21 protein-coding genes are annotated in these 23,165 nt (G+C 67.2%); 7 read left to right on the top strand and 14 right to left on the bottom strand.

What is annotated here, in order from left to right:
• Positions 1–10: 10 nt before the first annotated feature.
• From ABD225_RS10050 to ABD225_RS10035, 4 genes are all read right to left on the bottom strand, one after another.
• The gene (locus ABD225_RS10050) at positions 11–967 is read right to left on the bottom strand and encodes an electron transfer flavoprotein subunit alpha/FixB family protein (protein ID WP_344084393.1); all 957 of its coding nucleotides are present in this window, start codon (positions 965–967) and stop codon (positions 11–13) included.
• Positions 968–1,002: 35 nt separating this feature from the next.
• Positions 1,003–1,785: an electron transfer flavoprotein subunit beta/FixA family protein gene (locus ABD225_RS10045; protein WP_344084390.1), complete on the bottom strand. Its 783-nt coding sequence runs from the start codon at positions 1,783–1,785 to the stop codon at positions 1,003–1,005.
• 150 nt (positions 1,786–1,935) lie between these two features.
• Complete coding sequence (locus tag ABD225_RS10040) at positions 1,936–2,715, bottom strand: enoyl-CoA hydratase/isomerase family protein (RefSeq protein ID WP_344084386.1); 780 nt, start codon at positions 2,713–2,715, stop codon at positions 1,936–1,938.
• A 1-nt stretch (position 2,716) separates the two neighbouring features.
• Positions 2,717–3,271, bottom strand: a complete 555-nt coding sequence (locus ABD225_RS10035; RefSeq protein ID WP_344084383.1) for a T3SS (YopN, CesT) and YbjN peptide-binding chaperone 1 — start codon at positions 3,269–3,271, stop codon at positions 2,717–2,719.
• A gap of 34 nt (positions 3,272–3,305) precedes the next feature.
• Between ABD225_RS10035 and glgX the strand changes: the two genes are divergently transcribed.
• From glgX to pgm, 5 genes are read left to right on the top strand one after another with little or no spacing between them, the layout of a single operon-like run.
• Positions 3,306–5,330, top strand: coding sequence for a glycogen debranching protein GlgX (glgX, locus tag ABD225_RS10030; protein ID WP_344084380.1), 2,025 nt, complete (start codon positions 3,306–3,308; stop codon positions 5,328–5,330).
• Between the two features lie 60 nt (positions 5,331–5,390).
• On the top strand, positions 5,391–7,457 hold the full coding sequence (locus tag ABD225_RS10025; RefSeq protein ID WP_344084377.1) for an alpha-1,4-glucan--maltose-1-phosphate maltosyltransferase: 2,067 nt from the start codon (positions 5,391–5,393) through the stop codon (positions 7,455–7,457).
• A 7-nt stretch (positions 7,458–7,464) separates the two neighbouring features.
• Entirely contained in the window at positions 7,465–8,895 is a 1,431-nt protein-coding gene (locus tag ABD225_RS10020; RefSeq protein ID WP_344084375.1) for a maltokinase N-terminal cap-like domain-containing protein, read from the top strand.
• A 2-nt stretch (positions 8,896–8,897) separates the two neighbouring features.
• The gene (gene glgB / locus ABD225_RS10015; protein WP_344084372.1) at positions 8,898–11,111 is read left to right on the top strand and encodes a 1,4-alpha-glucan branching protein GlgB; all 2,214 of its coding nucleotides are present in this window, start codon (positions 8,898–8,900) and stop codon (positions 11,109–11,111) included.
• Between the two features lies 1 nt (position 11,112).
• Positions 11,113–12,774: a phosphoglucomutase (alpha-D-glucose-1,6-bisphosphate-dependent) gene (gene pgm / locus ABD225_RS10010; RefSeq protein ID WP_344084369.1), complete on the top strand. Its 1,662-nt coding sequence runs from the start codon at positions 11,113–11,115 to the stop codon at positions 12,772–12,774.
• 139 nt (positions 12,775–12,913) lie between these two features.
• On the opposite strand, the gene ABD225_RS10005 is transcribed toward pgm, so the two are convergent.
• Positions 12,914–13,399: an Lrp/AsnC family transcriptional regulator gene (locus ABD225_RS10005; RefSeq protein ID WP_344084366.1), complete on the bottom strand. Its 486-nt coding sequence runs from the start codon at positions 13,397–13,399 to the stop codon at positions 12,914–12,916.
• A gap of 110 nt (positions 13,400–13,509) precedes the next feature.
• Between ABD225_RS10005 and ABD225_RS10000 the strand changes: the two genes are divergently transcribed.
• A complete protein-coding gene (locus ABD225_RS10000; RefSeq protein WP_344084363.1) occupies positions 13,510–14,682 on the top strand; it encodes a trans-sulfuration enzyme family protein in 1,173 nt (390 codons plus the stop codon).
• Positions 14,683–14,707: 25 nt separating this feature from the next.
• Here the strand turns inward: ABD225_RS10000 and ABD225_RS09995 are convergent, their stop codons facing one another.
• The 9 genes from ABD225_RS09995 to ABD225_RS09955 form a co-directional block, all read right to left on the bottom strand.
• Complete coding sequence (locus tag ABD225_RS09995) at positions 14,708–15,955, bottom strand: ATP-grasp domain-containing protein (protein ID WP_344084360.1); 1,248 nt, start codon at positions 15,953–15,955, stop codon at positions 14,708–14,710.
• 33 nt (positions 15,956–15,988) lie between these two features.
• Positions 15,989–16,735 carry an esterase family protein gene (locus tag ABD225_RS09990; protein ID WP_344084357.1) on the bottom strand — a complete coding sequence of 249 codons (747 nt, stop codon included), beginning with the start codon at positions 16,733–16,735 and terminating at the stop codon, positions 15,989–15,991.
• Between the two features lie 108 nt (positions 16,736–16,843).
• Positions 16,844–17,755 (bottom strand): tetratricopeptide repeat protein, encoded by a 912-nt coding sequence (locus tag ABD225_RS09985; protein WP_344084354.1) that lies wholly within the window; start codon positions 17,753–17,755, stop codon positions 16,844–16,846.
• 42 nt (positions 17,756–17,797) lie between these two features.
• Positions 17,798–18,805 (bottom strand): DUF8094 domain-containing protein, encoded by a 1,008-nt coding sequence (locus ABD225_RS09980; RefSeq protein WP_344084351.1) that lies wholly within the window; start codon positions 18,803–18,805, stop codon positions 17,798–17,800.
• The gene (locus tag ABD225_RS09975; RefSeq protein WP_344084348.1) at positions 18,802–19,452 is read right to left on the bottom strand and encodes a hypothetical protein; all 651 of its coding nucleotides are present in this window, start codon (positions 19,450–19,452) and stop codon (positions 18,802–18,804) included. Before ABD225_RS09975 ends, ABD225_RS09980 begins: the two co-directional genes overlap by 4 nt.
• 131 nt (positions 19,453–19,583) lie before the next feature.
• On the bottom strand, positions 19,584–20,519 hold the full coding sequence (gene meaB / locus ABD225_RS09970) for a methylmalonyl Co-A mutase-associated GTPase MeaB (protein ID WP_344084344.1): 936 nt from the start codon (positions 20,517–20,519) through the stop codon (positions 19,584–19,586).
• Positions 20,520–20,560: 41 nt separating this feature from the next.
• Positions 20,561–21,760: an acetyl-CoA C-acetyltransferase gene (locus ABD225_RS09965; RefSeq protein ID WP_344084342.1), complete on the bottom strand. Its 1,200-nt coding sequence runs from the start codon at positions 21,758–21,760 to the stop codon at positions 20,561–20,563.
• Between the two features lie 110 nt (positions 21,761–21,870).
• Positions 21,871–22,065 carry a helix-turn-helix transcriptional regulator gene (locus tag ABD225_RS09960; protein WP_344084339.1) on the bottom strand — a complete coding sequence of 65 codons (195 nt, stop codon included), beginning with the start codon at positions 22,063–22,065 and terminating at the stop codon, positions 21,871–21,873.
• Positions 22,066–22,069: 4 nt separating this feature from the next.
• Positions 22,070–22,507, bottom strand: a complete 438-nt coding sequence (locus tag ABD225_RS09955; RefSeq protein ID WP_344084336.1) for a hypothetical protein — start codon at positions 22,505–22,507, stop codon at positions 22,070–22,072.
• A gap of 149 nt (positions 22,508–22,656) precedes the next feature.
• Between ABD225_RS09955 and mce the strand changes: the two genes are divergently transcribed.
• A complete protein-coding gene (gene mce / locus ABD225_RS09950; protein ID WP_344084333.1) occupies positions 22,657–23,106 on the top strand; it encodes a methylmalonyl-CoA epimerase in 450 nt (149 codons plus the stop codon).
• The last annotated feature ends 59 nt before the right edge of the window (positions 23,107–23,165 follow it).

Genomic DNA, 23,165 nt, shown 5'->3' with positions numbered 1-23,165 from the left:
AGTGCCGCGGTCAGGCCTTCGATGCCTGGACTGCGGAGGTGGCCTGGGGCAAGACAGCGAACAGGTCGCCGACGACGCCGAAGTCGACCAGCTCGAAGATCGGCGCTTCCGCGTCCTTGTTGACCGCGATGATCGTCTTGGAGGTCTGCATGCCAGCGCGGTGCTGGATGGCACCGGAGATGCCGCACGCGACATACAACTGAGGGCTGACCTGCTTGCCCGTTTGCCCGACCTGGGAGGTATGCGGATACCACCCCGCGTCGACCGCGGCGCGGGAGGCGCCGACGGCCGCGCCGAGGGAGTCCGCGAACTCCTCGACCGGGCTGAAGTCGCCACCGGTGCCCCGTCCGCCGGAGACGACGATCGCTGCCTCGGTCAGCTCGGGACGGCCGGACGCCTTCTTCTCCTTGGCCTCGGTGATCTGGGCGGCCTTGGCGGCCTCGGAGATCGTGAGGTTGACGGGGACGACCTGTCCAGCTGCCGGCTTCTCTTGCGGCGCAGCGGAGTTCGGCTTCACGCAGATGATCGGCGTGCCCTTGGTCACCGTCGAGGTGACGGTATAGGAGCCGGCGAAGACCGACTGCGTCGTCTCGATGCCACCATCGCCCGCCTGGACATCGACGGCATCGGTGATCAGGCCCGAGTCGGTGCGGATCGCGACGCGCGCGGCGATTTCCTTGCCTGCCGGGTTGGAGGGCACGAGCAGCGCGGCGGGCTTGAGCTTGCCGACCAGAGCGGCGAGGAACTCGGCCTGCGGGGCGACGAGGTAGCCCGTCAGATCGGCGCTGTCCATGGCATACACCCGGTTCGCGCCGAACTTCGCGAGGGTGGCCTGGGCCTCCTGCGCGCCGGCGCCAAGGAAGATGGCGGACGGCTCGCCGAGACGGGCGGCGATGGTCAGCAGTTCGGCGGTGGTCTTGCGGACCTGGCCGTTGGCGTGGTCCACGAGGACGAAGATCTCAGCCATGGTTACTCCTTGAAATGTCAAGCCGTCGTGGGCGATCAGATGAACTTGCGGGAGGCGAGGAAGTCGGCGAGTTTGCTGCCGCCATCGCCCTCATCGGTGACGATCTGGCCCTGCTCGCGCGGCGGCCGCTTGGTCACCGACAGCACCTTCGTGTAGGCGCCCGCAGCACCCACGGCACCGGCGTCAACACCCAAGTCGGCCAGCGACCAGGTTTCGACCGGCTTCTTCTTGGCGGCCATGATCCCCTTGAAGGAGGGATATCGCGGCTCGTTGATCTGGTCGGTGACCGACACCAGCGCGGGCAGCTTGGCGATGATCGTCTCGCTGGCGGTGTCGCCATCGCGGCGGATCGTCACGCCATCCCCGTCCACCGTCAACTCGGACGCGAAGGTGACCTGCGGCAGGCCGAGGCGCTCGGCGAGCATCGCCGGAACCACGCCCATCGTGCCGTCCGTCGACGCCATGCCGGTGATGACCAGGTCGGGCGCACCGATCTTTTCGATCGCCTTGGCGAGCAGCAGCGAGGTCGCGAACGCGTCAGAACCGCGGATCGCCTCGTCGCTGATGTGCACGCCCTTGTCGGCGCCCATCTGCAGTGCCTTCTTGACGGCATCGGCGGCCTTGTCGGGGCCGATGGTGACGACGGTGACCTCACCCTCGCCGGCCTCGGCGATCTTCAGCGCCTCCTCAACGGCATACTCATCGAGCTCGGACAACAGGCCGTCGACGCTTTCGCGGTTCGTGGTCAGGTCGGACTCATCGAAGCCGCGATCAGCCTGAGCGTCCGGAACGTACTTGACACACACGACGATATTCATGGTCGCTGAAATCCTTCACGGGCTAGGGATCGCCCGGTGGCCGGGCGCTGGCACTCCCGCAAGTTTCTCAGCCGAAATGACCGATCGGCCCCAGCCGGAGCGTGATTGTCAACACGCCATGAGCCGGGGCCGATCGATGAACAGCTGTGATCAGCGGCCGGTGAAGCTCGCCTTGCCTGGACCGTTGGCCACGAACGAGTCCATGCCGATCTGTCGGTCGTCGGTGGCGAATAGGCCGGTGAAGAGCATGCGCTCAACCTCCAGCCCCGTCTGCAAGTCGACATCCAACCCGCGGTCGATAGCCTCCTTCGCCGCAGCCATCGCGAGAGCGGGCCCACCACGGAAGCGGGCCATGCTGCGGCGCGCCGCGGCATACACCTCCTCGGCGGGCACGACCTCATCCACGAGGCCGATCGCGAGTGCCTCGGCGGCATCCACGAACCGACCGCTGAAGATGAGTTCCTTGGCCCGGGACGGCCCGACAAGGCGCGCGAGCCGCTGGGTGCCGCCGGCGCCGGGGATGATTCCGAGCAGGATTTCCGGCTGACCGAGTTTGGCGTTGTCGGCGGCGATGCGGAAGTCACAGGCCAGCGCCACCTCGCAGCCGCCGCCCAGCGCATAGCCGGTGATGGCGGCCACGGTGGGCTTCGGGATGGCCGCGAGCGCCCGGGTGAACTCCTGCAGCCCTTGCGCGGCGCGCACCATGTCGGTGTAGCCCATGGCCTGCATCTGCTTGATGTCAGCGCCAGCGGCGAAGACCTTCTCGCCGCCATAGACGATGACCCCGAAGACCTCCGGATCGGCGGCAGCAGCCTTCGACGCCTCCCCCAGCTCGGTCTGCACCTGCTGGTTCAGGGCATTCATCGGTGGCCGGTTCAGCCGGATCGTGCCGATGCCGTCCTCGACCTCGAGGCTGACGAATTCGCCCACGTCAGCCCTGCTGCCCCGTGCCATTGAGGCCGAACGAGGCGCCGGGGCCCTCGGGCTGCTGCTCACCCTGCATGGCGGCCAACTTCTCCTCGCCGATCGCGCGCTGGTGCCAAAGCGAAACACCTTGCAGCACAAGCGGAATCGCGACCATCAAGAGGCTGCGCACGTCGGCACCGCGCGGCAGCATGTGCTCGGAGGTGACAAGGAGGGTGTCGTTCGCCAAACCCGTCTTGATCATGTTGAAGGCGATATTGACGTCATTGCAGGCTTCGAGCCGCTCGACCTGGTCGGTCGGCACCGGGTCCGCCAGCTGCCACTGACCGAACAGTCGCAACACCTGGGCGTCCTCTTCGGAGAAGCGGATGAACAACTGCTGCTGCTCGACCTGGAAGGACAGGTCGCCGTCGGAGTCCAGGGTGGGCTCGAGCTCGAGGCTGCGCAGCGCGTCCGCGAGGCGCTCGCCAAGCGGCGCCTCCGCCGGCGGCTCGGTGTCGCCAGCCGGTGCGGGATTGCCGCCGAAGCCGGGCAGGTTGGGAAGTGCGGTGGGATCAGTCATTCCCTCAACCTACCCACACATAGGGTTAGGGACCATGTCCGCGTCACCTCGCGTCGATACGGCCGCCCCCGGCATCCACCTGGTGCCCGGCGGCGCCGACCTTCGGATCTTCGCCGGGCACGCCGAGCGAGTGTGGATGAGCGTCGGGGACGGCGCGGGTCAAGTCGTGGAGTTGGACGGACCGCAGGACGGCGGCTGGTGGTCCGCGCACCTGCCGGGGGTCGGCCCCGGGCAGCGGTATGCCGTGCACGCGGCCGGTCCGCATACCCCCGACGCGGGGCACCTGTACCGGCAGGATCTGCCGCTGCTTGACCCGTATGCCCGCGCCATCGATGCGACCGGGCATGCGGTCGTGATCGACCCCGCCTTCGACTGGGCCTGTGACCAGCGGCCCGCAATCGCGTGGGACGAAACGGTTATTTACGAGACCCACGTCCGCGGGCTGACGATGCGTCACCCGCAGGTGCCGATCCACCTGCGCGGGACGTATGCCGGTCTCGCGCACCCGGCGGTCATCGAACACCTGCACCGCATCGGGGTGACCAGCGTCGAACTGCTCCCCGTCCACAGCTTCGTCAGCGAGCCGGCCCTGCTCCAGCGCGGCCTGGTCAACTACTGGGGCTACAACAGCCTGGGCTTCTTCGCCCCCCATGGACGCTATGCCGCGGCGCGCGACCCGCAGGGCGTGGTCGATGAATTCAAGACGATGGTGCGGGCGCTGCACGAGGCCGGTCTCGAGGTGCTGCTCGATGTCGTCTATAACCACACCGCCGAACAAGGGAATGACGGGCCCAGTTTGTCCTTCCGCGGCCTGGACAATGCGTCGTATTACCGCCTGGACGATTTCGGGCGAACCATCGATATGACGGGCTGCGGCAACACCCTCGATACCCGCAATCTGGTTGTGCGAGAACTGATCCTGGACTCCCTGCGCTATTGGGTCGACGAGATGCATGTCGACGGCTTTCGCTTCGACTTGGCCGTCGCACTGGCCCGGGACAGCTATCACGACTACAGCCCGGACCATCCCTTCCTCGCGGCGCTGCGCGACGATCCCGTTCTCCAACGCACCAAGCTGATCGTCGAGCCCTGGGATGTCGGGATGGGCGGCTGGCGCACTGGGCAGTTCCCCGCGCCCTACGCCGAGTGGAACGACCGCTTTCGCGATGACGTCCGCACGTTCTGGCTCACCGACCTCGGGGCGGCATACGGCCTGCAGCCTGGACACGGCGCGCGGGACCTCGCCACTCGCATGGCCGGCTCACAGGACCTCTTCGGCGGCGTCGGCCGCAGCCCGCTCTCCTCCATCAATTTCGTTGCGGCACATGATGGTTTCACGACGGCGGACCTGACTGCATATAACGAGAAGCACAACGAGGGCAATGGTGAGGGCAACCGCGACGGCGCTTCGCACAATCGGTCCTGGAACCACTCCGTCGAGGGACAGACCGGCGATCAGTCGGTGCTCACGATCCGTCGCCGCAATATGCGCAACCTGCTCGGCACGCTGCTGACGTCGGCCGGCGTGCCGATGATCAACGCTGGCGATGAGTTCGGCCGCTCCCAGCACGGCAACAACAACGCCTACTGCCAAGACAACGAGATCGGCTGGCTCGGCTGGGATTGGGAGCCTTGGCAGGCTGAACTGCTCGACTCCGTTGCGAGCCTGAGCCGAATCCGCCGCGAAAATCCCGCGCTACGCAGTGCCCACTTCTTCACCGGGAGCCCACCCACCGATGGTGCAGCCCCGGATGTCGCGTGGTTTCGCGCCGACGGTATGCCGCTGGCTCCGGAACGTTGGGAAGACCCCGGACTGCGCACTCTGGTGATGGCGCTGGGCGCGCCGACTCCGTCCGACCGGGATGTCGTTGTGGCGATCAACGGAGCAACCCACGACAGCTCGATAACCTTGCCGTGGCGACCGGATGCTGGACACTATCGACTGCTGTGGGACAGCGCTGAAGAAGCCTTCGACGAGGCCAATGGCGTGGTGCGCGAGGGCGGTTCGGCATATGGCGCCGCCGCCGTCTCTATGCAGGTCTGGGCCAGCCTCGACTGAGTCCGCACGCGACACGATCGCACCCCTCCGCGGAGACGCAGAACGGGTAGGTTGGTCGGTGTGACCACAGATACCTCTGCGTCGTCCACCTCCGCCGCGTCCGCAGCACCGAGCCTGCGCACTTCCGCCCCGCAACACCCGATCGGCCGCATCCCTGTCCAGGGTGTGCACCCCCTTGTCGACGGCGGGCTGCGACCAGCGAAAGCCGTCGTCGGTGAAACCTTCACGGTTTCCGCGACCGTCTTCCGCGAGGGCCACGATGCGGTGAATGCGACCGTGGTGCTGACGCGCCCGGATGGGTCGACCCAGTCCGTTCCGATGGACTGCATCAACCCCGGCCTCAATCTGTGGGTGGCCGAGGTGACACCGACCACTGAGGGCGCCTGGACCTATCGCGTCGAGGGCTGGTCCGACCCCTATGGGACGTGGGATCACGACGCAACGATCAAGGTCGCGGCTGGCGTTGACACCGAGTTGATGCTCGCGGAAGGCGCGCTGCTGTTCGAGCGCGCGGCGGCGATGGACGGTCGCAGCGGGGCCGGGCGACTGCTGCTCGATGACGCCATCACTACCTTGCGCGACTCGGGCAAGGACGCCACCGTGCGCCTCCACGCCGGCACCAGTCCGGAAGTGGCCGCCGAGATGGCGACCACTCCTCTGCGCGAATATGTCAGTCCCACACCGGATTTCCCGCTCCTCGTCGAGCGCAAGCTGGCGCTCTTCGGCGCGTGGTATGAAATCTTCCCGCGCTCGGAGGGCTGCTATCTCGACGCCGCTAGCGGCGACTGGGTGTCCGGCACCTTCGCCACGGCAGCCAAGCGACTGCCGGCGATCGCGGCGATGGGCTTCGATGTCGTCTACCTGACCCCCATCCACCCGATCGGCACAACAGCACGCAAGGGACCGAACAACACCCTCGACGCCGGCCCGAAAGACCCCGGGAGCCCGTATGCCATCGGCTCGCCCGATGGCGGACACGACGCGCTGCACCCAGACCTCGGCACCTTCGATGACTTCGACGCCTTCGTCGCCGAGGCGGAGCGTCTGGGGATGGAAGTCGCGATGGATATCGCGCTCCAGGCCTCCCCCGACCACCCGTGGGTGCAGACCAATCCGGAGTTCTTCACCACCCGCGCCGACGGGACGATCGCCTATGCCGAGAACCCGCCGAAGAAGTACCAGGACATCTACCCTCTGAACTTCGACAATGACCCGGCCGGGGCCTATGCCGAGGTGCGCCGCGTCATCCAGGTCTGGATCGACCATGGCGTCAAGATCTTCCGCGTCGACAACCCCCACACCAAGCCAGTCGAGTTCTGGCAGTGGCTGATCGCCGATGTCGCCACGGACCACCCCGAGGTCATCTGGCTGGCTGAGGCCTTCACCAAGCCCGCCATGATGCACACGCTCGGGAAGGTCGGCTTCCAACAGAGCTACACCTATTACGCCTGGCGCAACCAGGCCTGGGAACTGCGAGAGTATGTCGAGGAGCTGGCCGGCGAGGCCGCGGCCTATATGCGGCCGAGCTTCTGGCCCACCACCCACGACATCCTCACGCCCTATATGCAGTTCGGCGGCAAGGCTGCCTGGAAGGTGCGTGCTGCGCTCGCCGCGACACTCGTGCCGACCTATGGCATCTACGCCGGTTATGAACTGATGGAGCATGTCGCGCGCCCCGACGCCGAGGAGCAGATCGACAACGAGAAGTACCAATACAAGGATCGTCGCTGGGCCGACTACGACGCCGGTGGCCCCAAGGCGGGCCAGAGCCTCGCGCCCTATCTGACGATGCTCAACACCATTCGGCGCGAACACCCGGCGCTGCACTGGCTGCGGAATATCACCTTCCACAGCGTCCAGGACGAGAACCTCTTGTGTTTCTCCAAGCGCCGGGTGCTGCCGGGCGGAGAGGAAGACACGATCATCGTCGTCGCAAACCTCGATCCGCATTCCACCCGCAGCTCGGTGGTGCACCTCGACATGGCTGCTCTTGGCATGGACTGGGGCGACTCATTCATTGCTCATGACCTGATCACCGGAGCCGAATGGCGTTGGTGGGAGCGCAATTTCGTGCGGCTCGGCCCGGACAGCGAGCCCGCGCATATCATCCACGTCCGTCGCTCCTGAGGCAGGCATGGCGACTATTCACACGGGCGCAAACCTGGTCCCCTCCAAGCAGGAACTGATCGCCGGCTGGATCGGCGAGCAGCGCTGGTATGCCGCGAAGGGCCGCGCCCCGCAGCCGCGCCGCCTCTTCTCCTGGCGGCTGGATGATCCCGATGGCGAGGTGGGCATCGAGACGCTCATCGTCGCCGATGACGCCACCACGCCGCCCGTCATTTACCAGGTGCCGCTGACCTATCGGGCCGCGCCGCTGGAAGGCGCTACCCACGCACTGGTCGGGACGCTCGAGCACTCGGTGCTCGGCACCCGCTATGTGTATGACGGCCCCCACGACCCGGCCTATGCCGAGCGGCTCTTCGCCCTCGCGACCGGTTCCGCGCAGGCGGTCTCGTCGACCGTGACCGACGCGCCGGAAGAGAGCATTCACGGAACGGGCGCGCATGCTGGGCTGCGTCTGGCGTCGTCGCGGGTGCTCACCGGGGAGCAGTCCAATACCTCGATCATCGCGATCGCCGTCGACGACTCCGGCGCCGAACGACCGGTGATCACGAAGGTCTTCCGTGCGATCGCGGATGGTGACAATCCGGACGTCATCCTCCAGGGTGCCCTCGCCGCCGCCGGCTGCGAGCGGGTTCCCGCCAGCCTCGGAGCCGTCGCCGGGAGCTGGCCGAGTGGTGACGGCGAAGAGCTCGCGCACGGACACTTGGCCTTCGCGCAGGAGTTCCTCCCCGGGGCCCAGGACGCCTGGCGAGAGGCTCTTCTCGCGGCTGGACAGAACGACGACTTCACCTCTCGCGCAGCGGATCTCGGCGCGGCCACCGCGGAGGTGCACGGCATACTCGCGCAGCATTTGCCGACCGAGCCCGCGGATTCCGCCCGGGTCGACCAGACGATCGAGGAGATGCGATCGCGCTTCCGGGCGGCGCTCGCGGAGGTCCCCGCGCTCGCGGAGCACACGCACACCATTGAGGCCACGCTGGCCGCGGCAGCGAAGGCGGACTGGCCGGCTTTCCAACGGGTGCACGGCGACTACCACCTCGGCCAGGTCCTCGAAGTCCCCGAGCGCGGCTGGGTGCTGCTCGACTTCGAGGGCGAGCCGCTGCGGCCGCTGGCGGAGCGCAATCGCACCGATCAGCCGCTGCGCGATGTCGCGGGGATGCTGCGGTCCTTTGACTATGCCGGTGGGTCGATCGAGCAACAGACACGCGGCGTGTCCGCCCGCGACTGGGTGAGCGCCGCCCAGGACGCTTTCCTCGATGGCTATGCCCGCGTGGCCGGCCATGACCCGCGCGATGCGGGACCGCTGCTGGCGGCTTATATCGTGGACAAAGCGCTCTATGAAGTGGTCTACGAAGCCCGAAATCGCCCGACCTGGATGAACATTCCCCTCGCCGCCATTCACCGATTGCTGCCGGCCCCGGCAGCGCCCAAGGAGGACTGACCATGCCCACTCCCCCTAGCGCCCTGCCCGGCGCCCGGTGGTCCCTCGCCAACGGCCGACACCAGCAGCCGCACGACCTACTCGGCCAGCATGTCGAGGATGACGGGCTGCGGATCCGGGTGATGCGCCCGCTCGCCGACCGCGTCCGCGTCCGCTTCGAGGACGACGAGATCCTCGACCTCGCGCACGAGTCCGATGGCATTTGGAGTGGCGTGCGAGCCGGCGCGAGCGATGCGCTCGACTATCGCGTGCTCACGACCTGGGGCGATGGCGTGGAGCACGAGCACGACGACCCCTACCGCTTCGCCCCGACCGTTGGCGAGATCGACCGCTTCCTCATCAATGAGGGCCGCCACGAGCGCCTCTGGGAAGTCCTCGGCTCGCACGTGCGGTCGTATGACGGCCCGATGGGTTCGGTCACCGGAACTTCCTTCGCGGTCTGGGCGCCGCGGGCGAAATCCGTTGTCGTCACAGGTGATTTCAACGGCTGGGACAACCGCAGTCACCCGATGCGTCTGCTCGGCAATTCGGGCATCTGGGAGCTCTTCGTCCCTGGCGTCGGCGCGGGTTCGACCTACAAATTCCGGATCCGCGGTGCCGATGATGTCGAGCGCGACAAGGCCGACCCGCTCGCGCGCCGCACCGAAGTGCCGCCGCGCACCGGTTCGGTCGTCGACGATTCGCGTTACGAATGGTCCGATGGCGACTGGCAGACGGCCAAGGCCGGCACCAATCCGCACTCGGGTCCGATGTCGGTCTACGAAGTCCACCTCGGCTCCTGGCGCGCCGGGCTGAGCTATGTCGAACTCGCCGAGCATCTCGTCAACTATGTCGCGGACCTCGGCTTCACCCATGTCGAGTTCCTGCCGGTCATGGAGCACCCCTACGGCCCGAGCTGGGGCTATCAGGTCACCGGCTACTACGCACCAACCTCCCGTTTCGGCTCGCCGGATGAGTTCAAGTACCTCGTCGACAAGCTCCACCAGGCCGGGATCGGGGTCATCCTCGACTGGGTGCCGGCGCACTTCCCGCGCGATGAATGGGCGCTGGCGCGCTTCGACGGCTTGGCGCTCTACGAGCACGCGGACCCCCGCCGTGGCGACCAACCCGACTGGGGCACACACATTTTCGACTTCGGCCGCAAGGAAGTCCGCAACTTCCTCGTCGCCAATGCGCTCTACTGGATGCAGGAATTCCACGCCGACGGCATCCGCGTCGACGCCGTCGCCTCGATGCTCTATCTCGACTATTCGCGGCGCAGCGGCGAATGGCTGCCCAACCAATATGGCGGGCGCGAGAATCTCGAGGCGATCGGGCTGCTCCAGGAGACGAACGCCACGGCATACAAGAACGCCCCGGGGATCGTGACGATCGCCGAGGAGTCGACCTCCTGGCCCGGCGTCACGAAGGCCACCGCCAATGGCGGTCTGGGATTTGGCCTGAAGTGGAATATGGGCTGGATGAACGACTCGCTGCGCTACCTGCAGCGCGATCCGGTGCACCGGCAGTACCACCACAACTTGCTGACCTTCTCGCTGATGTATGCCTATAGCGAGAACTACGTCCTGCCAATCAGCCACGACGAGGTCGTGCACGGCAAGGGCTCGTTGCTCGGCAAGATCCCCGGGCACCGCTATGACCAGTTGGCGACCTTGCGGGCCTACCTCGCCTACATCTGGTCCCACCCCGGCAAGCAATTGCTCTTCATGGGCTGTGAGTTCGCGCAGCCGTCCGAATGGGCGGACGGTCGTTCCCTCGACTGGTGGCTGCTCGATCACGCCGCGCACTATCGCGTGCACAACCTGGTCAAGGAGCTCAACGCGATCTACAAGGCGCACGACGCGCTGTGGGCCCAGGACTCGAATCCGTCCGGTTTCGAGTGGCTCAACCCGCACGACAACGCCGGAAATACGTTGTCTTATGTGCGATTTGGCCGTCAGGACCGGGGCGACGGCAGTGCCGTCGCAGCGATCATCAACTTTGGCGGCAATGCCCGCGATGGCATGCGCTTCGGGCTGCCGTATGCCGGGGAGTGGGAGGTCATCCTCGACACCTCCGGCTTCGATGAGTATGGCTCGCCATCTCAAGCCGGCGTCGTCCTCACGGCGGAGGACAGCCCATGGGACAACCAGCCTTATTCCGCTGTCCTTTCGGTTCCCAAGCTGTCCGCGATCTACCTCGCGCCCCGCCGGGTGGATTCGTCCAAGGAGGATTGACATGCACGAGCGCGCCGGCACCGTGGCACTGCCCTCGGACCTGGTCGATATCGCCCACCTCGTCACGGCCTATTACACCGGCAAGCCGGACCCGGACAATATCGACCAGCAAGTCGCCTTCGGGACCTCCGGGCATCGGGGGACCTCGCTGAAGACGGCCTTCAATGAAGACCACATCCTCGCGACGACCCAAGCGATCGTGGACTACCGGCGCGAGCAGGGCTTCGACGGTCCGCTCTTCATCGGCCGCGACACGCATGGCCTGTCCGAGCCCGCATGGGCGTCCGCGCTGGAAGTGCTCGTCGCGAATGACGTCACGGTGCTTGTGGATTCGAGCGATCGTTACACTCCCACGCCCGCGGTTTCGCACGCGATCCTCACCGCGAACCGCGGCAAGATCGGCGGCGTCGACGATATGCCGGCGGGCATCGGGCTGGCCGATGGCATCGTGGTGACGCCCTCACACAATCCGCCGACCGATGGTGGCTTCAAGTACAACCCGCCCCATGGTGGTCCCGCCGACACCGATGCCACGAAGTGGATCGCGGCGAAAGCCAATGACTACATCCGCGCCGGCCTGTCCGGGGTCAAGCGGATCCCATTCGCGCGCGCCCGGGCGACCGCGCAGGCATACGACTTCCTCGGAACCTATGTCGACGATCTGCCGAATGTCATCGACATCCCGGCGATCCGCGAGGCGGGCATCCGGATCGGTGCCGACCCGCTTGGTGGCGCTGCCGTTGATTACTGGGGCGCGATCGCTGAGCGGCACGGGCTCGATCTGACGGTCGTCAACCCGCTGGTCGATCCGACCTGGCGGTTCATGACGCTGGACTGGGACGGCAAGATCCGGATGGACTGCTCCTCCCCCTCGGCCATGGCCTCGCTCATCGACAAGCGCGATCAGTTCCAGATCGCGACCGGCAATGACGCCGACTCCGACCGGCATGGCATCGTCACGCCTGATGGCGGCCTGATGAACCCCAACCATTACCTCTCGGTCGCTATCCAGTACCTCTTCGGCGGTGCCCGACCGGGTTGGCGCGCGGACGGTTTCGTCGGCAAGACGCTCGTGTCGAGCTCCATGATCGACCGGGTCGCCGGCGACCTGGGACGTCGCCTCGTGGAGGTGCCCGTCGGCTTCAAGTGGTTCGTGCCCGGCCTGCTCGACGGCTCCGGCCCGTTCGGTGGCGAGGAGTCCGCCGGCGCCTCCTTCCTGCGGATGGACGGCACGGTGTGGACGACCGACAAGGACGGCATCCTGCTCGCCTTGCTCGCCTCGGAGATCCAGGCCAAGACCGGCAAGAGCCCGAGCCAGCTGTATGCCGAGCTGACCGCCAAGCACGGCAGTCCGGCATACGCCCGCATCGACGCGCCCGCCAACCGGGAGCAGAAGGCCAAGTTGGGCGCTCTCTCCCCCGCCGACGTCAGCGCGGAAAGCCTTGCCGGAGAAGCGATCACAGCCAAGCTCACCGAGGCCCCGGGCAATGGCGCGAAGATCGGTGGGCTCAAGGTCGTCACCGAGAACGCCTGGTTCGCGGCGCGCCCGAGCGGCACCGAGGATGTCTACAAGATCTACGCGGAGTCCTTCAAGGGCCCCGAGCATCTCGCCGAGGTCCAGGAGCAGGCGCGCGAGGTTGTCAGCGCGGCGCTCGGCGCGTGAGCGAGCAGTCCCCCGGCGTGATCGCGAAGGTCTAGCAACTTCTGCTAGCAGAGGTTAGTCGAATCCGCATACCTTGCTAGGTGCGCGGATTCGGTTTAGCTCTGCTAACAGGGGTTGCTCGCAGGGAGCCGCCGGGCGATCAGTCCGGCAGCGGGCCGCTGTGGCCGGTTTCGTGGCCGAAGATGAGACTGGTGCGGCTGTGCGCGACGGCGGGGTGGGTGGTCACCTGATCGAGGATCCAGTCCCGCAGGTATGCCGCCGAGGGCACGGCGACGTGCAGGAGGTAGTCATCGTCCCCAGCGACGTGGAAGCTCTGCAGCACCTCAGGCAGGCGGGGGACGGTCGTGGTGAAGGCGTCGATATGCCGTCGGTCATGTGCCCGCAGGCGGATCGCGACGACCGCTTGCACGGGCCGCCCGATCGCCTCGGGCGCAATATCGGCATGGAATCCGCGGATCACGCCGCGATCGATGAGCTGACGCACCCGCAGCAGGGCGGTTGATGCCGCCACCCCGGCCCGCGCGGCGAGCCGGTTGTTGGCCAGCCGGGCATCCTCCACGAGGGCCGCGAGCAGCGTCGCATCCACGGCATCGAGCACGGATTCCGGTCGCAGATCCTTCGACATGCCGCCGATGTTAGCGAGATTGTTCAGAGCACCCGCGGGTGAGCAGGCTCGTCATGATGAGTTATTCGACCGAGAAGCCGTTCTGTCGGAGGATCTGCGAACCTGGCCGCATGACAACGACGTCTGCCACCCACTTCGCGACGACCGCGGTCCACGCCGGCCGCGCCGACCTGACCGAGCTCGGCGTGCACGCCCTGCCGATCGATCTCTCCACGACCTATCCGCTGGCCGATGTCGAGGCCGGCGGGGCGGCATACGACCAGCTTTGCGGCGGGGGTCGTCCTCGCACGGGTGACTCGAATGTCTATGCGCGGCTGTGGAATCCGACGGTCGCCCGGTTCGAGGAGGGCGTCGCGGCCCTCGAAGGCGGGCAAGAGGCGGTCGCGTTCGCCACCGGCATGGCCGCGGTCTCCGCGTTGCTGACCGCGCTGGCCGCCAAGGGCACCCCGCATGTCGTTGCTGTGCGTCCGCTCTATGGCGGCACCGATCACCTGCTGGCCACCGGGCTCCTGGGCACCGAGGTCACCTATGCCGATGCCGACCAGGTCGGGGCGGCCATCACCGATCGGACCGGACTGGTGATCTTGGAATCCCCCGGCAATCCGACCCTGGATCTCGTCGACATCCGCGCCGTTGCCGACGCCGCCGGTGAGGTGCCGGTGCTGGTCGACAACACTTTCGCGACGCCCGTCTTGCAGCGCCCGCTCGAACATGGCGCGCGCATTGTGCTGCACTCCGCGACGAAATTCCTCGGGGGACATGGCGATGCCATGGGTGGGGTGCTCGTAGGCGATGCCGAGATCGCGACCATGGTGCGTCCGATCCGCGCGATCACTGGTGGGATCCTGCATCCGATGGGTGCCTATCTACTGCACCGCGGCCTGCCCACCCTCCCGCTGCGCGTGGAACATCAGCAGCGCAGTGCAACGCGCATCTCCGCCGCCCTAGCCGAGCATCCGGCGGTGCGCCGTGTGCTTCACCCCTCCCTGCCTGGCCAGGATCCCAAGGGGCTGATCGGTCGGCAAATGTCCGGGCCCGGGTCGGTGCTGGCCATGGAACTTCGCGGTGGCTACGAAGCCGCTGCTGCCGTCGCCAAGCGCGTGCAACTCATCACGCACGCCGTCTCCCTCGGCGGGGTCGACACCCTGATCCAGCACCCGGCCGGCCTGACCCACCGCCCCGTGACGGCCGACGCGAAGCCGAGCGACGCCATACTCCGGCTCTCGGTCGGTCTGGAAGATCCGGGCGACCTGCTCGCCGACCTGGATCGCGCCCTGAGCTAAACCACGCCACTCAGGGGGCGAATCCTCAGCTCGCGAGGTGGGCGTTGTCGGTGGCCCACATCGTCATCAGGCCGCCGAAGTGCGCCTCAAAGCGCTCCCACTCGTGGGTCGGGTAGGTCTGCTGGATCGTCGAGGTGAGCATCGAGCGGAACTCGGGGGACGTCACATACTCATAGACGAACTCATCGACATGGCCGAGGGCGCTGTCGCAGAACTCGCGGTAGCGGGCGGTGTCGAAGTGGTCGTCCGCAAGGCGTTGGTAGGCAACGATTTTCGCGGCATAGTCGAGATCGTCGTTGTCGGCCACAGCGAACCACGGGGCGGTGTCGACCTGGGTCTTGGCGACCCGGTCGGTGGCAACGCAGAAGGCCGACCACTTCAGCAGCGACTTCATCGCCCACGGGAAGTAGTAGTGCAGCGAGGTCACCGCAACATCCGGGCAGGCGTTGGCGTAGTCGATCGGGTAGACGATGTCGTCCTTGACGAGCATCTCGCAGGAGTTGAACTCCCACCGGAAGAAGGCGTTGACGGTCTGGCTGATCGTGATCGCCTCGGTGCCGGCCTTTTCGGACAGGAAGTCGTGCGCCACTTCATACCGGTCGTGCATCGGCATTTCGGGGCGGAACTTCATGACCATCGTCTCGGGCCCGATCGTCAGGGCACGAGCGAAGACGTCATAGTCGATCGACTCCTGCAGGTGCATGAGCATCTCGCCGGACTCGTCATATGAGGTGTGCAGGCCCTCGCGGTCGTCGACGCGCGAGACTCCGCGCCAGCCGCCACCATCGAAGGGCTTCATGTAGAGGGGGTAGCCCATCTCGTCGGCGAGCGCGTCGAGGTCGAAGGATTGGTTGTACTTCGCCGAGGTGTAGGCCCAGCGCGCATTGTCCACCGGGTTTTTGTACGGCACGAGAACGGTATTCGGCACATTCAGGCCCAGCCGAAGCATCGCGCAGTAGGCGGAGTGCTTTTCCATGGACTGGAAGGTGAAGGGGCTGTTGAGCAGATAAACATCGTCCATCAGCGCGGCCTTCTTCAGCCATTCGCGCGGGTGGTAGTACCAATACGCGAGCCGGTCGATGCACAGATCCTGGCGCGCCTTGTCGCGCAGATTGAAGGGCTCGATCGTCACCCGCTCGGACGTGATCCGGTGGGACGTGCCGTCGGTCGTGCGGATAATGCCGAGCCGGCGCACCAGGGACTCGAAGGCGGTGGGCCAGTCCTCCTCCGCGCCGAGCAGCAGGCCGATGAGGTGATCACGCTGAGACGTCATGGACGGATCTTCTCCTTGGTGGGGGTATGCGGATCAGACGAAGCGAGGCAGATGGTGCGCGAGCTGCTTGCGCCACCAGGGCCAGTCGTGCGCGCTGTCGTGGCCCCAAACATCGAGCTCGTGGGGAATCCCCTTCTCGCGCAGCACCTCTGCGAAGGCCAGGGTGGAGGGATAGGACTTGGTTGGCTCCCACTCGAAAGGCCCCTGCCCGACGACAAGGAGCAGATTCGCGCGCGACTGCAGCCACCGCAAGTGGTCGCCCTGCGCGCCCGAGACGTATGCCGGGGGGTTGGCGAAATAGGTCGCATCACCGATCTCGCCCCAGGGCCGCCAGCTCGTCGGGTCATAACTGCCAGATAGCGAGATCGAGAGGGGCGCCACATCGGCGCGCTGCAGCGTGAAATGCGCCGCGTGAAAGGCACCAAGGGACACGCCGAAGGTGATGATGTCGCTTTGCCAGCCGCCCATCTCGAAGGCGATATGCGGCAGCACGGCCTGTTCCAGCCAGGAGTGGTAGATCCGGTGGCGGCGCGCTCGCTCTTCGGTCGGCTGGTCATAGGCCGACCAGGAGAAGCGGTCGAGGGAGTCGACGCAGAAGAAGGTCACCCGGCCAGCGTCAACGATGTCCTGCACGGCCTCGAGCATGCCGTTGTTGGCGAAGTCCTCCGCCCGTCCCGCCTCCGACGGGAAGACGATGACCGGACGGCCATAGTGGCCATGGCGGATCACACCCAAGGTCGAATCCGACCCCGGGACCGCAAGTTCGACGCGCGCACCCATGCCCCGTATCCAACCTCACTTCGGGGGTCCACGGCCACCTTGCGACCGCGAGTCCTCACCGGAACCGCGGGATTAGCCATCACGCCGGGTGGCGGGAGCTCGCTGAGCTCAGAAAAGCGCGCTCATCAGGGCCGTGCGGCCCCGCTTGACTCGCTCGTCCTGATTGCCGACGAGGTCGAAAAGTTCGGTCAGATGCTGCCGGGCCGCCGTGCGCTCATCCCCCGAGGTGCGCCGCACGAGATCGATGAGCCGGCCAAAGGCATCCTCGACATGCCCGCCGAGCAGATCGAGGTCGGCGACCAAGGTTTGAGCCGCGACATCATCCGGGCGCTCTGCCGCGGCAGCGCGCGCCGCGGCCAGGTCGGCGCCTTCGGTGCGCTGCATCAGCGCGACCGTCGCGCGGCCGGCCAGGGCGTCCGCATCCTTCGGATCCTGCACGAGGGCCTGGTCGTATGCCGCCGCTGCCGCCGCCAGATCGCCGCGCTCGATTGCGTCGTAGGCCTCCTGATGCAGCGGAGGCAGCTCATCGCTCGGAGCCGCGCTGGCCACCTCGATGCGCCCGGTCACGCCCTGCTGGACGGCCAGGTCGAGGAATTGCGTCAGGATCTCGCGAACCTGGTCCTTGGGCGCGACGCCAGCGAACATCGGGACCACCTGGGCCTGGATCAGGCCGACGGTGACGGGAACCGATTGCACCTGCAGGGCCCGCAGAATGCCGGGGTTGGTGTCGACATCGACCGAGACCACTTGCAGGCGTCCCTGCATTGTCTTGGCCACCTCGACGACTTCGCCGAGGTAAACCACCGATTCCGGCAGGCGACTTGAGACGACAACCATGACGGCCGGGACCCGGACGGTGCGGTTGAGGATCTCGGTGAAGTTCTCGTCGGTGACCTTGACGTGGACCTGATCCGAGCCGCCCGGGGCGGCGCCGCTCGCCGAGGCGGCGGGGGCGGTGGACAGGCCGGTTAGGTCGACGGCGCCACGGGTGGCGCTGCCGGGCACAGCGGGCTGAGTCATGGGGTCATCATCCCATTCCCTTGAGTTGCGACGATCCAGTGCTCAGTCGGCTTCGATGCCGCGCAACTGCTCCCCGACCCCGATCACGGTGGCCGCGCCGGAAGTCGGCACGACCGCGATCGCGCTCATCAGCCAGTTCAAACGCAGACTCTCGGTGACGGACTTGGTCTTCGCAAGCTTGGCCAAGTTGGAGGGCAGATCGAGCCGCTTGGCCTTGGACGTCGGCGCCAGCTGGTCGGTGCGGGCGAGCTGGCCGAAGACGAGTGCCCCGCCGTCGGCCAGCCGGAAAGACAAGGTTTCGGTGGCCGGTTTGTTCGTGCGCGTGAAGGTCCCCAGCGTGCCGAGCGCCTTCTGCTGGGCCGCGGTCGCCTGGGCGACGGCGGCGGCATACGCATCCTTGGTCGTGACGATCTTGGACGTTTTGGTCTTCGTCGGGACATTCAGCAGCTGCCCGTATGCCGTCAAGACCTCGGTTGGGGACGCCGCGAGGCCCTTGTCGCCCGCGACGACGGTGATGCCCTCGGCGAGCGGCGGCAGCGTGGGCAGGCTCGCGCCCGGCAACATCGGCGCGGTGATCCACAGCTTGTATGGGGAGGTCGGGCTGTTGGCCCGCAGGACATGCAATTCCTGGACGCCGTCGACCAGGGTCGTCGCCAAGATGTGGCGCGGCCAGTCCCGGCCCGCGGAGATCCCGAGGACCGTGGGCTTGCCGCGGGTGCGCAGGGATGCCGAGCGATCTTCGAAGCGGTTCTCCACCTCGGCACTGCGCAGCGCGGGTCCGGTCAAGACAGTGCGTCGCGTCTTGCGGGCCGCGTCCGAGCTCGCGAAGGCCGCATCGGCCGCGGTGAGGACCCGGGTGACGATGCTCAGCGCCGCGGCCTCCGAATAGGCGGCGCCGGAGGTCTTCTCGACCGGTGCGTCGTGCAGGCCGACGACGCGATCGGGCAGGCCGCAGCCAGTCAGGCTGAGGCCGAGCACCGCGACCAAGCCGTTCGTGACGGCACGCCGGCTCAGCCAGGCAGGGGTATGACGAGGGGCGGGCCTACTCATCGCTCCTCCTCGGTGGTGGATCCAGAGACGGTGATGGATTGAGAGGCGGCGGGCCGGGGCCGGCGAGCCGGGCGCGCGAGCAACCAGCCGACCGTGGTCAGCAGGCCACCGGCGGCGGCGAGCACGAGGGCTTGGTAGAACCAGGTGTCATGCGCCCAACTCATCGTCACCGATTTGAGCGGGGAGGCGCCCGGCACGATGAGCACCGACTCGGGAGCGGTCGCCTGGGTGATCGTCAGCTCGCCGGACCCCGCGATCTGCTGACGGTCGCGCCAGAGCTCGATATCGCCGAGGCGCGAGGCCGGCCCGCTGCCCTCGGTGCGGGTCGCGAGATCCCAGCCGGGAAGCTGCACGCCCGTCACCGCGCGGTGCTCGGCGGAGCGCAGGACGGAGGCGACATCGGACGGGGTGCCCACGCCGATGACGGCATCCGGAGCCTCGACGGCGATGCGGACATCGAGGTCGGTCCGGTTGAGAACCGATGGCGAGACGAGCACAGGAACGCTGCCCGGATCGGGCAGTGTGAAGCGCGCCGTACCGGACGGCCCGAGGCGGATCGCGAGCCAACTGCCCGCGATCAGCGGGACCAGACCGGCGAGCGCGAGGAGCACTCCGAGGAGTCTTTTGAGCAGGGACACGCCGTCCACGATGACCTATGGCACGGCAGATAACAAAATCGTCACGGCCGTTCCAGAGTCGTGAATCGTCGCGACTGTCGACGCCATCTGGATCGACTCGGCCGCTGACACCCCGCACGCAAGGCGGTGGTGAGCGCCGCTCACCAGTGGGTGAGGATCTGCTCCGCGAGAGTATGCGGATCGCTCGCCGCTCCGTCGCCCGTCGCCAGGCGGGCGGCGACCTGATGGTGAACCTTGCCGGTGATCGCGGCAAGAACGAGCGCCTCCACCTCGGCTGCCGCCCGCTCGGCGCGGCGCCGCTGCCAGGTGCCGGTGCGCTGGGCGTGGGCGCGGTGCTCCTCGATCGCGGCAAGCAACTCTGCGATTCCCTGGCCCGTCTGTGCTGAGAGGGAGATCACCGTGGGGCGCCAGGCGCCGGTCGGGCGAGCCGTAAGCCGGATGCCCGTCCGCAGGTCGGAGACGGTGTGCTCCGAGCCCTCGCGGTCGGCCTTGTTGACCCCGAAGATGTCGGCGATCTCGAGAATGCCGGCCTTGGCCGCTTGGATGCCGTCTCCGAGTCCCGGGGCCAGCAGGACAACGCAGGTGTCGGCACGCCGGGCGATCTCGACCTCGGACTGGCCGACGCCTACAGTTTCGATGAGGACGAGGTCAAAGCCAGCCGCTTCGAGGAGGCGGACGGCCTGTGGGACGGCTGCGGCCAGCCCGCCGAGATGGCCCCTAGCCGCCATTGAGCGGATGAAGACGCCGGAGTCGGTGGCGTGCTCACCCATGCGCACCCGGTCACCGAGAAGGGCGCCGCCGGTGAAGGGTGAGGACGGATCGACCGCGAGGACCGCGACCGTACGGCCCGCCGCGCGCAGCGTCGTGACGAGCGCGCTCGTCGTCGTGGACTTGCCCACCCCGGGCGGGCCGGTCAGTCCGACGATATGCGCCTCGCGCCCAGCCGGCAGGGCCGCGAGCACGGCACGCGCATCGGGGTGGCCGGACTCGGTGAGCGAGATGGCGCGCGCTAGCGGCCGGGGGGCGCGCTGCGCCACCCCGGCGGCCAGGGCGTCGATGTCGAGGGATCGGGGCACGAGCGCCGGATCCGTGTGTGGATGGTGTCGGGTGACGCCGGTCAGCCCGCCGCAGGGACCCGGATGATCAGCGCGTCACCCTGGCCACCGCCACCGCACAGGGCCGCGGCACCGACACCGCCGCCGCGCCGCTTCAACTCCTGGGCGAGGGTCAAGGTGATGCGAGCACCCGACATACCCAGCGGGTGGCCCATCGCGATGGCTCCGCCATTCGGGTTGACCTTGTCCTCCTCCAGGCCGAGTTCGCGGGCCGAGACCAGGCCGACGGCGGCAAAGGCCTCGTTGATCTCGACGAGGTCGAGATCGGCCGGAGTGATGCCCTCCTTGGCGCAGGCGGCCTTGATGGCCTCGGCCGGCTGGCTCTGCAGGGTCGAGTCAGGGCCGGCGACGACGCCATGGGCGCCGATCTCCGCCAGGTAGGTCAGGCCCAGCTCGTCCGCCTTCGACTTCTTCATCACGACGACGGCGCACGCGCCATCGGAAATCTGCGACGCCGAGCCAGCCGTGATCGTGCCGTCCTTGGCGAAGGCCGGGCGCAAGCCGGAGAGCGACTCCGTCGTCGTATCGGCGCGGATGCCCTCGTCGGTCTTGAATTCGATCGGTTCGCCCTTGCGCTGCGGAATCTGCACGGCCACGACCTCGTCGTCGAAGAAGCCGTCCTTCCACGCCTTGGCGGCGTTCTGGTGGCTGCGCGCGGCGAAGGCGTCCTGATCTTCGCGGGTGACGGCCCGCTCCCCCGTGTTGGCGGACTCGGTCAGGCCACCCATGCCCTGCATGGTGAAGACATCGGAGAGCGCGTCGAAGTCCATGTGGTCGCGCAGGGTGACATTGCCGTACTTAAAGCCGTCGCGGCTCTTCTCCAGCAGGTGCGGGGCGTTGGTCATGGACTCCTGACCACCGGCGACGACGATCTCGAACTCACCGGCGCGGATCAGCTGGTCGGCAAGGGCGATGGCGTCAATGCCCGAGAGGCAGACCTTGTTGAGGGAGAGGGCGGGCACGGACATGGGGATGCCGGCCTTGACGGCGGCCTGGCGGGCCGGGATCTGGCCCTCCCCGGCATACAGCACCTGCCCCATGATGACGTAGTCCACGTCTTCCGGCTTGACCCCAGACTTCTCCAGGGCGCCCTTGATGGCGAAGCCGCCGAGGTCGGAGCCGCTGAAGCCTTTCAGCGAGCCGCTCATCCGCCCCATGGGCGTCCGGGCTCCGGCGACGATGACGGTGGGGTCGTTCGACATGGCCAAACCTCTTCGTTCTTGCGATGGCGTATGCCGTCGACTCTAGCGAGCGCATCCGACAGGCCCACCTCCCCGAGACGGTGACCCTCACCACCCGCGCGACCGCGGGGTTAGGTGTCTGGGGTGAAGATCTGCTCGATGGTGGTGTCGAAGTAGTAGGCGATCTTGAAGGCAAGGGGTAGGGACGGATCGAATCGACCGCGCTCGATGGAAATGATCGTCTGGCGGGAAGTGCCGAGCGCCTCGGCCAGGGCCGCCTGGGACAGCCCGTGCGCCGAGCGCAATTCGGCGAGTCGGTTCTCCACCCCGTCACCGGTCCCGACGGCGCAGCCACAGGTAGCTCAGCGCGAAGGAGCCGACCCCCAAGACCAGCGCGTGCGCTAGCCCGATTGGCGCTAGCCAGTCAAGGTGGAGGGCGGAACCGATGCCGTCCAGAAAGAGCAGGCCGCCCATCGTGGCCCAGAAAGCTGTGGCCGCTGCCTCTTGGAACCAGGCGGTCTCGACATCGCCGCGGCCGGATTCGAGCGCGGCATTCGTGGCGTTGCGATCGAACCACAACACCTGCAGCGCCGTGGCGATGATCGGCCAGGAGCACACGGCCATAGCGGCAACGGCCACGCTGGTCGGGTGCTCGGGGTTGCGCCATGCGAAGAGGGCCCCCATGGCGAGCGCGAGCGGGAGGCTGCACGCGATCGCCGGAAGCCACTTGCGCAGCGCGGTCATGATGGTGGAGGTCGTGAGTGTCATGTCGATGTCCCCTGCCCTTAAGTGAGAGTCAAGCTTGCTTTACGTAAAGGGAGCTTTACATCCCGCGGACCGGGTTGTCAGTGCACTTGACTACGTGAGTCGGGCCACGCGCGGGGCGCGGGGGCGGGCCTGCGGCATACGCTCAGATCATGAGTGCGACGAGCCTGCCCACGGACCTGTTCACGATGATCGACCACGTCGGCGTCGCCGTGCCCGACCTCGACGCGGCGATCGCGTTCTATTCGGAGAAGTACGGCATGCGGATGCTGCACGAGGAGACCAATGAGGAGCAGGGCGTTCGCGAGGCGATGATGGCGGTCGGCGATTCCGGCTCGTGCATCCAGCTGCTCGCCCCGCTCTCCCCTGAGAGCACGATCGCCAAGTTCCTCGACCGGAGCGGGCCCGGGATTCAGCAGATGGCCTATCGGGTCGCGGACATCGATGCGGTGGGGGCGACCCTGCGCGAGCGCGGGCTGCGCCTGCTGTATGACGTCCCCAAGCGCGGCACGAGCAACAGCCGGGTCAACTTCATCCACCCCAAGGATGCGGGCGGGATCCTGGTCGAGCTCGTCGAGCCCGCCGCCGACGGCGGCCACTGAGCCGCACTCGTCAGTCTCATGTGACGACCTCGACCGAAACTGACGACCTCGGCAGATGG

The organism is Nostocoides veronense (genome assembly GCF_039531185.1).
GTDB lineage: Bacteria > Actinomycetota > Actinomycetes > Actinomycetales > Dermatophilaceae > Nostocoides_A > Nostocoides_A veronense.
This window is presented reverse-complemented; position numbering and strand designations above follow the sequence as displayed.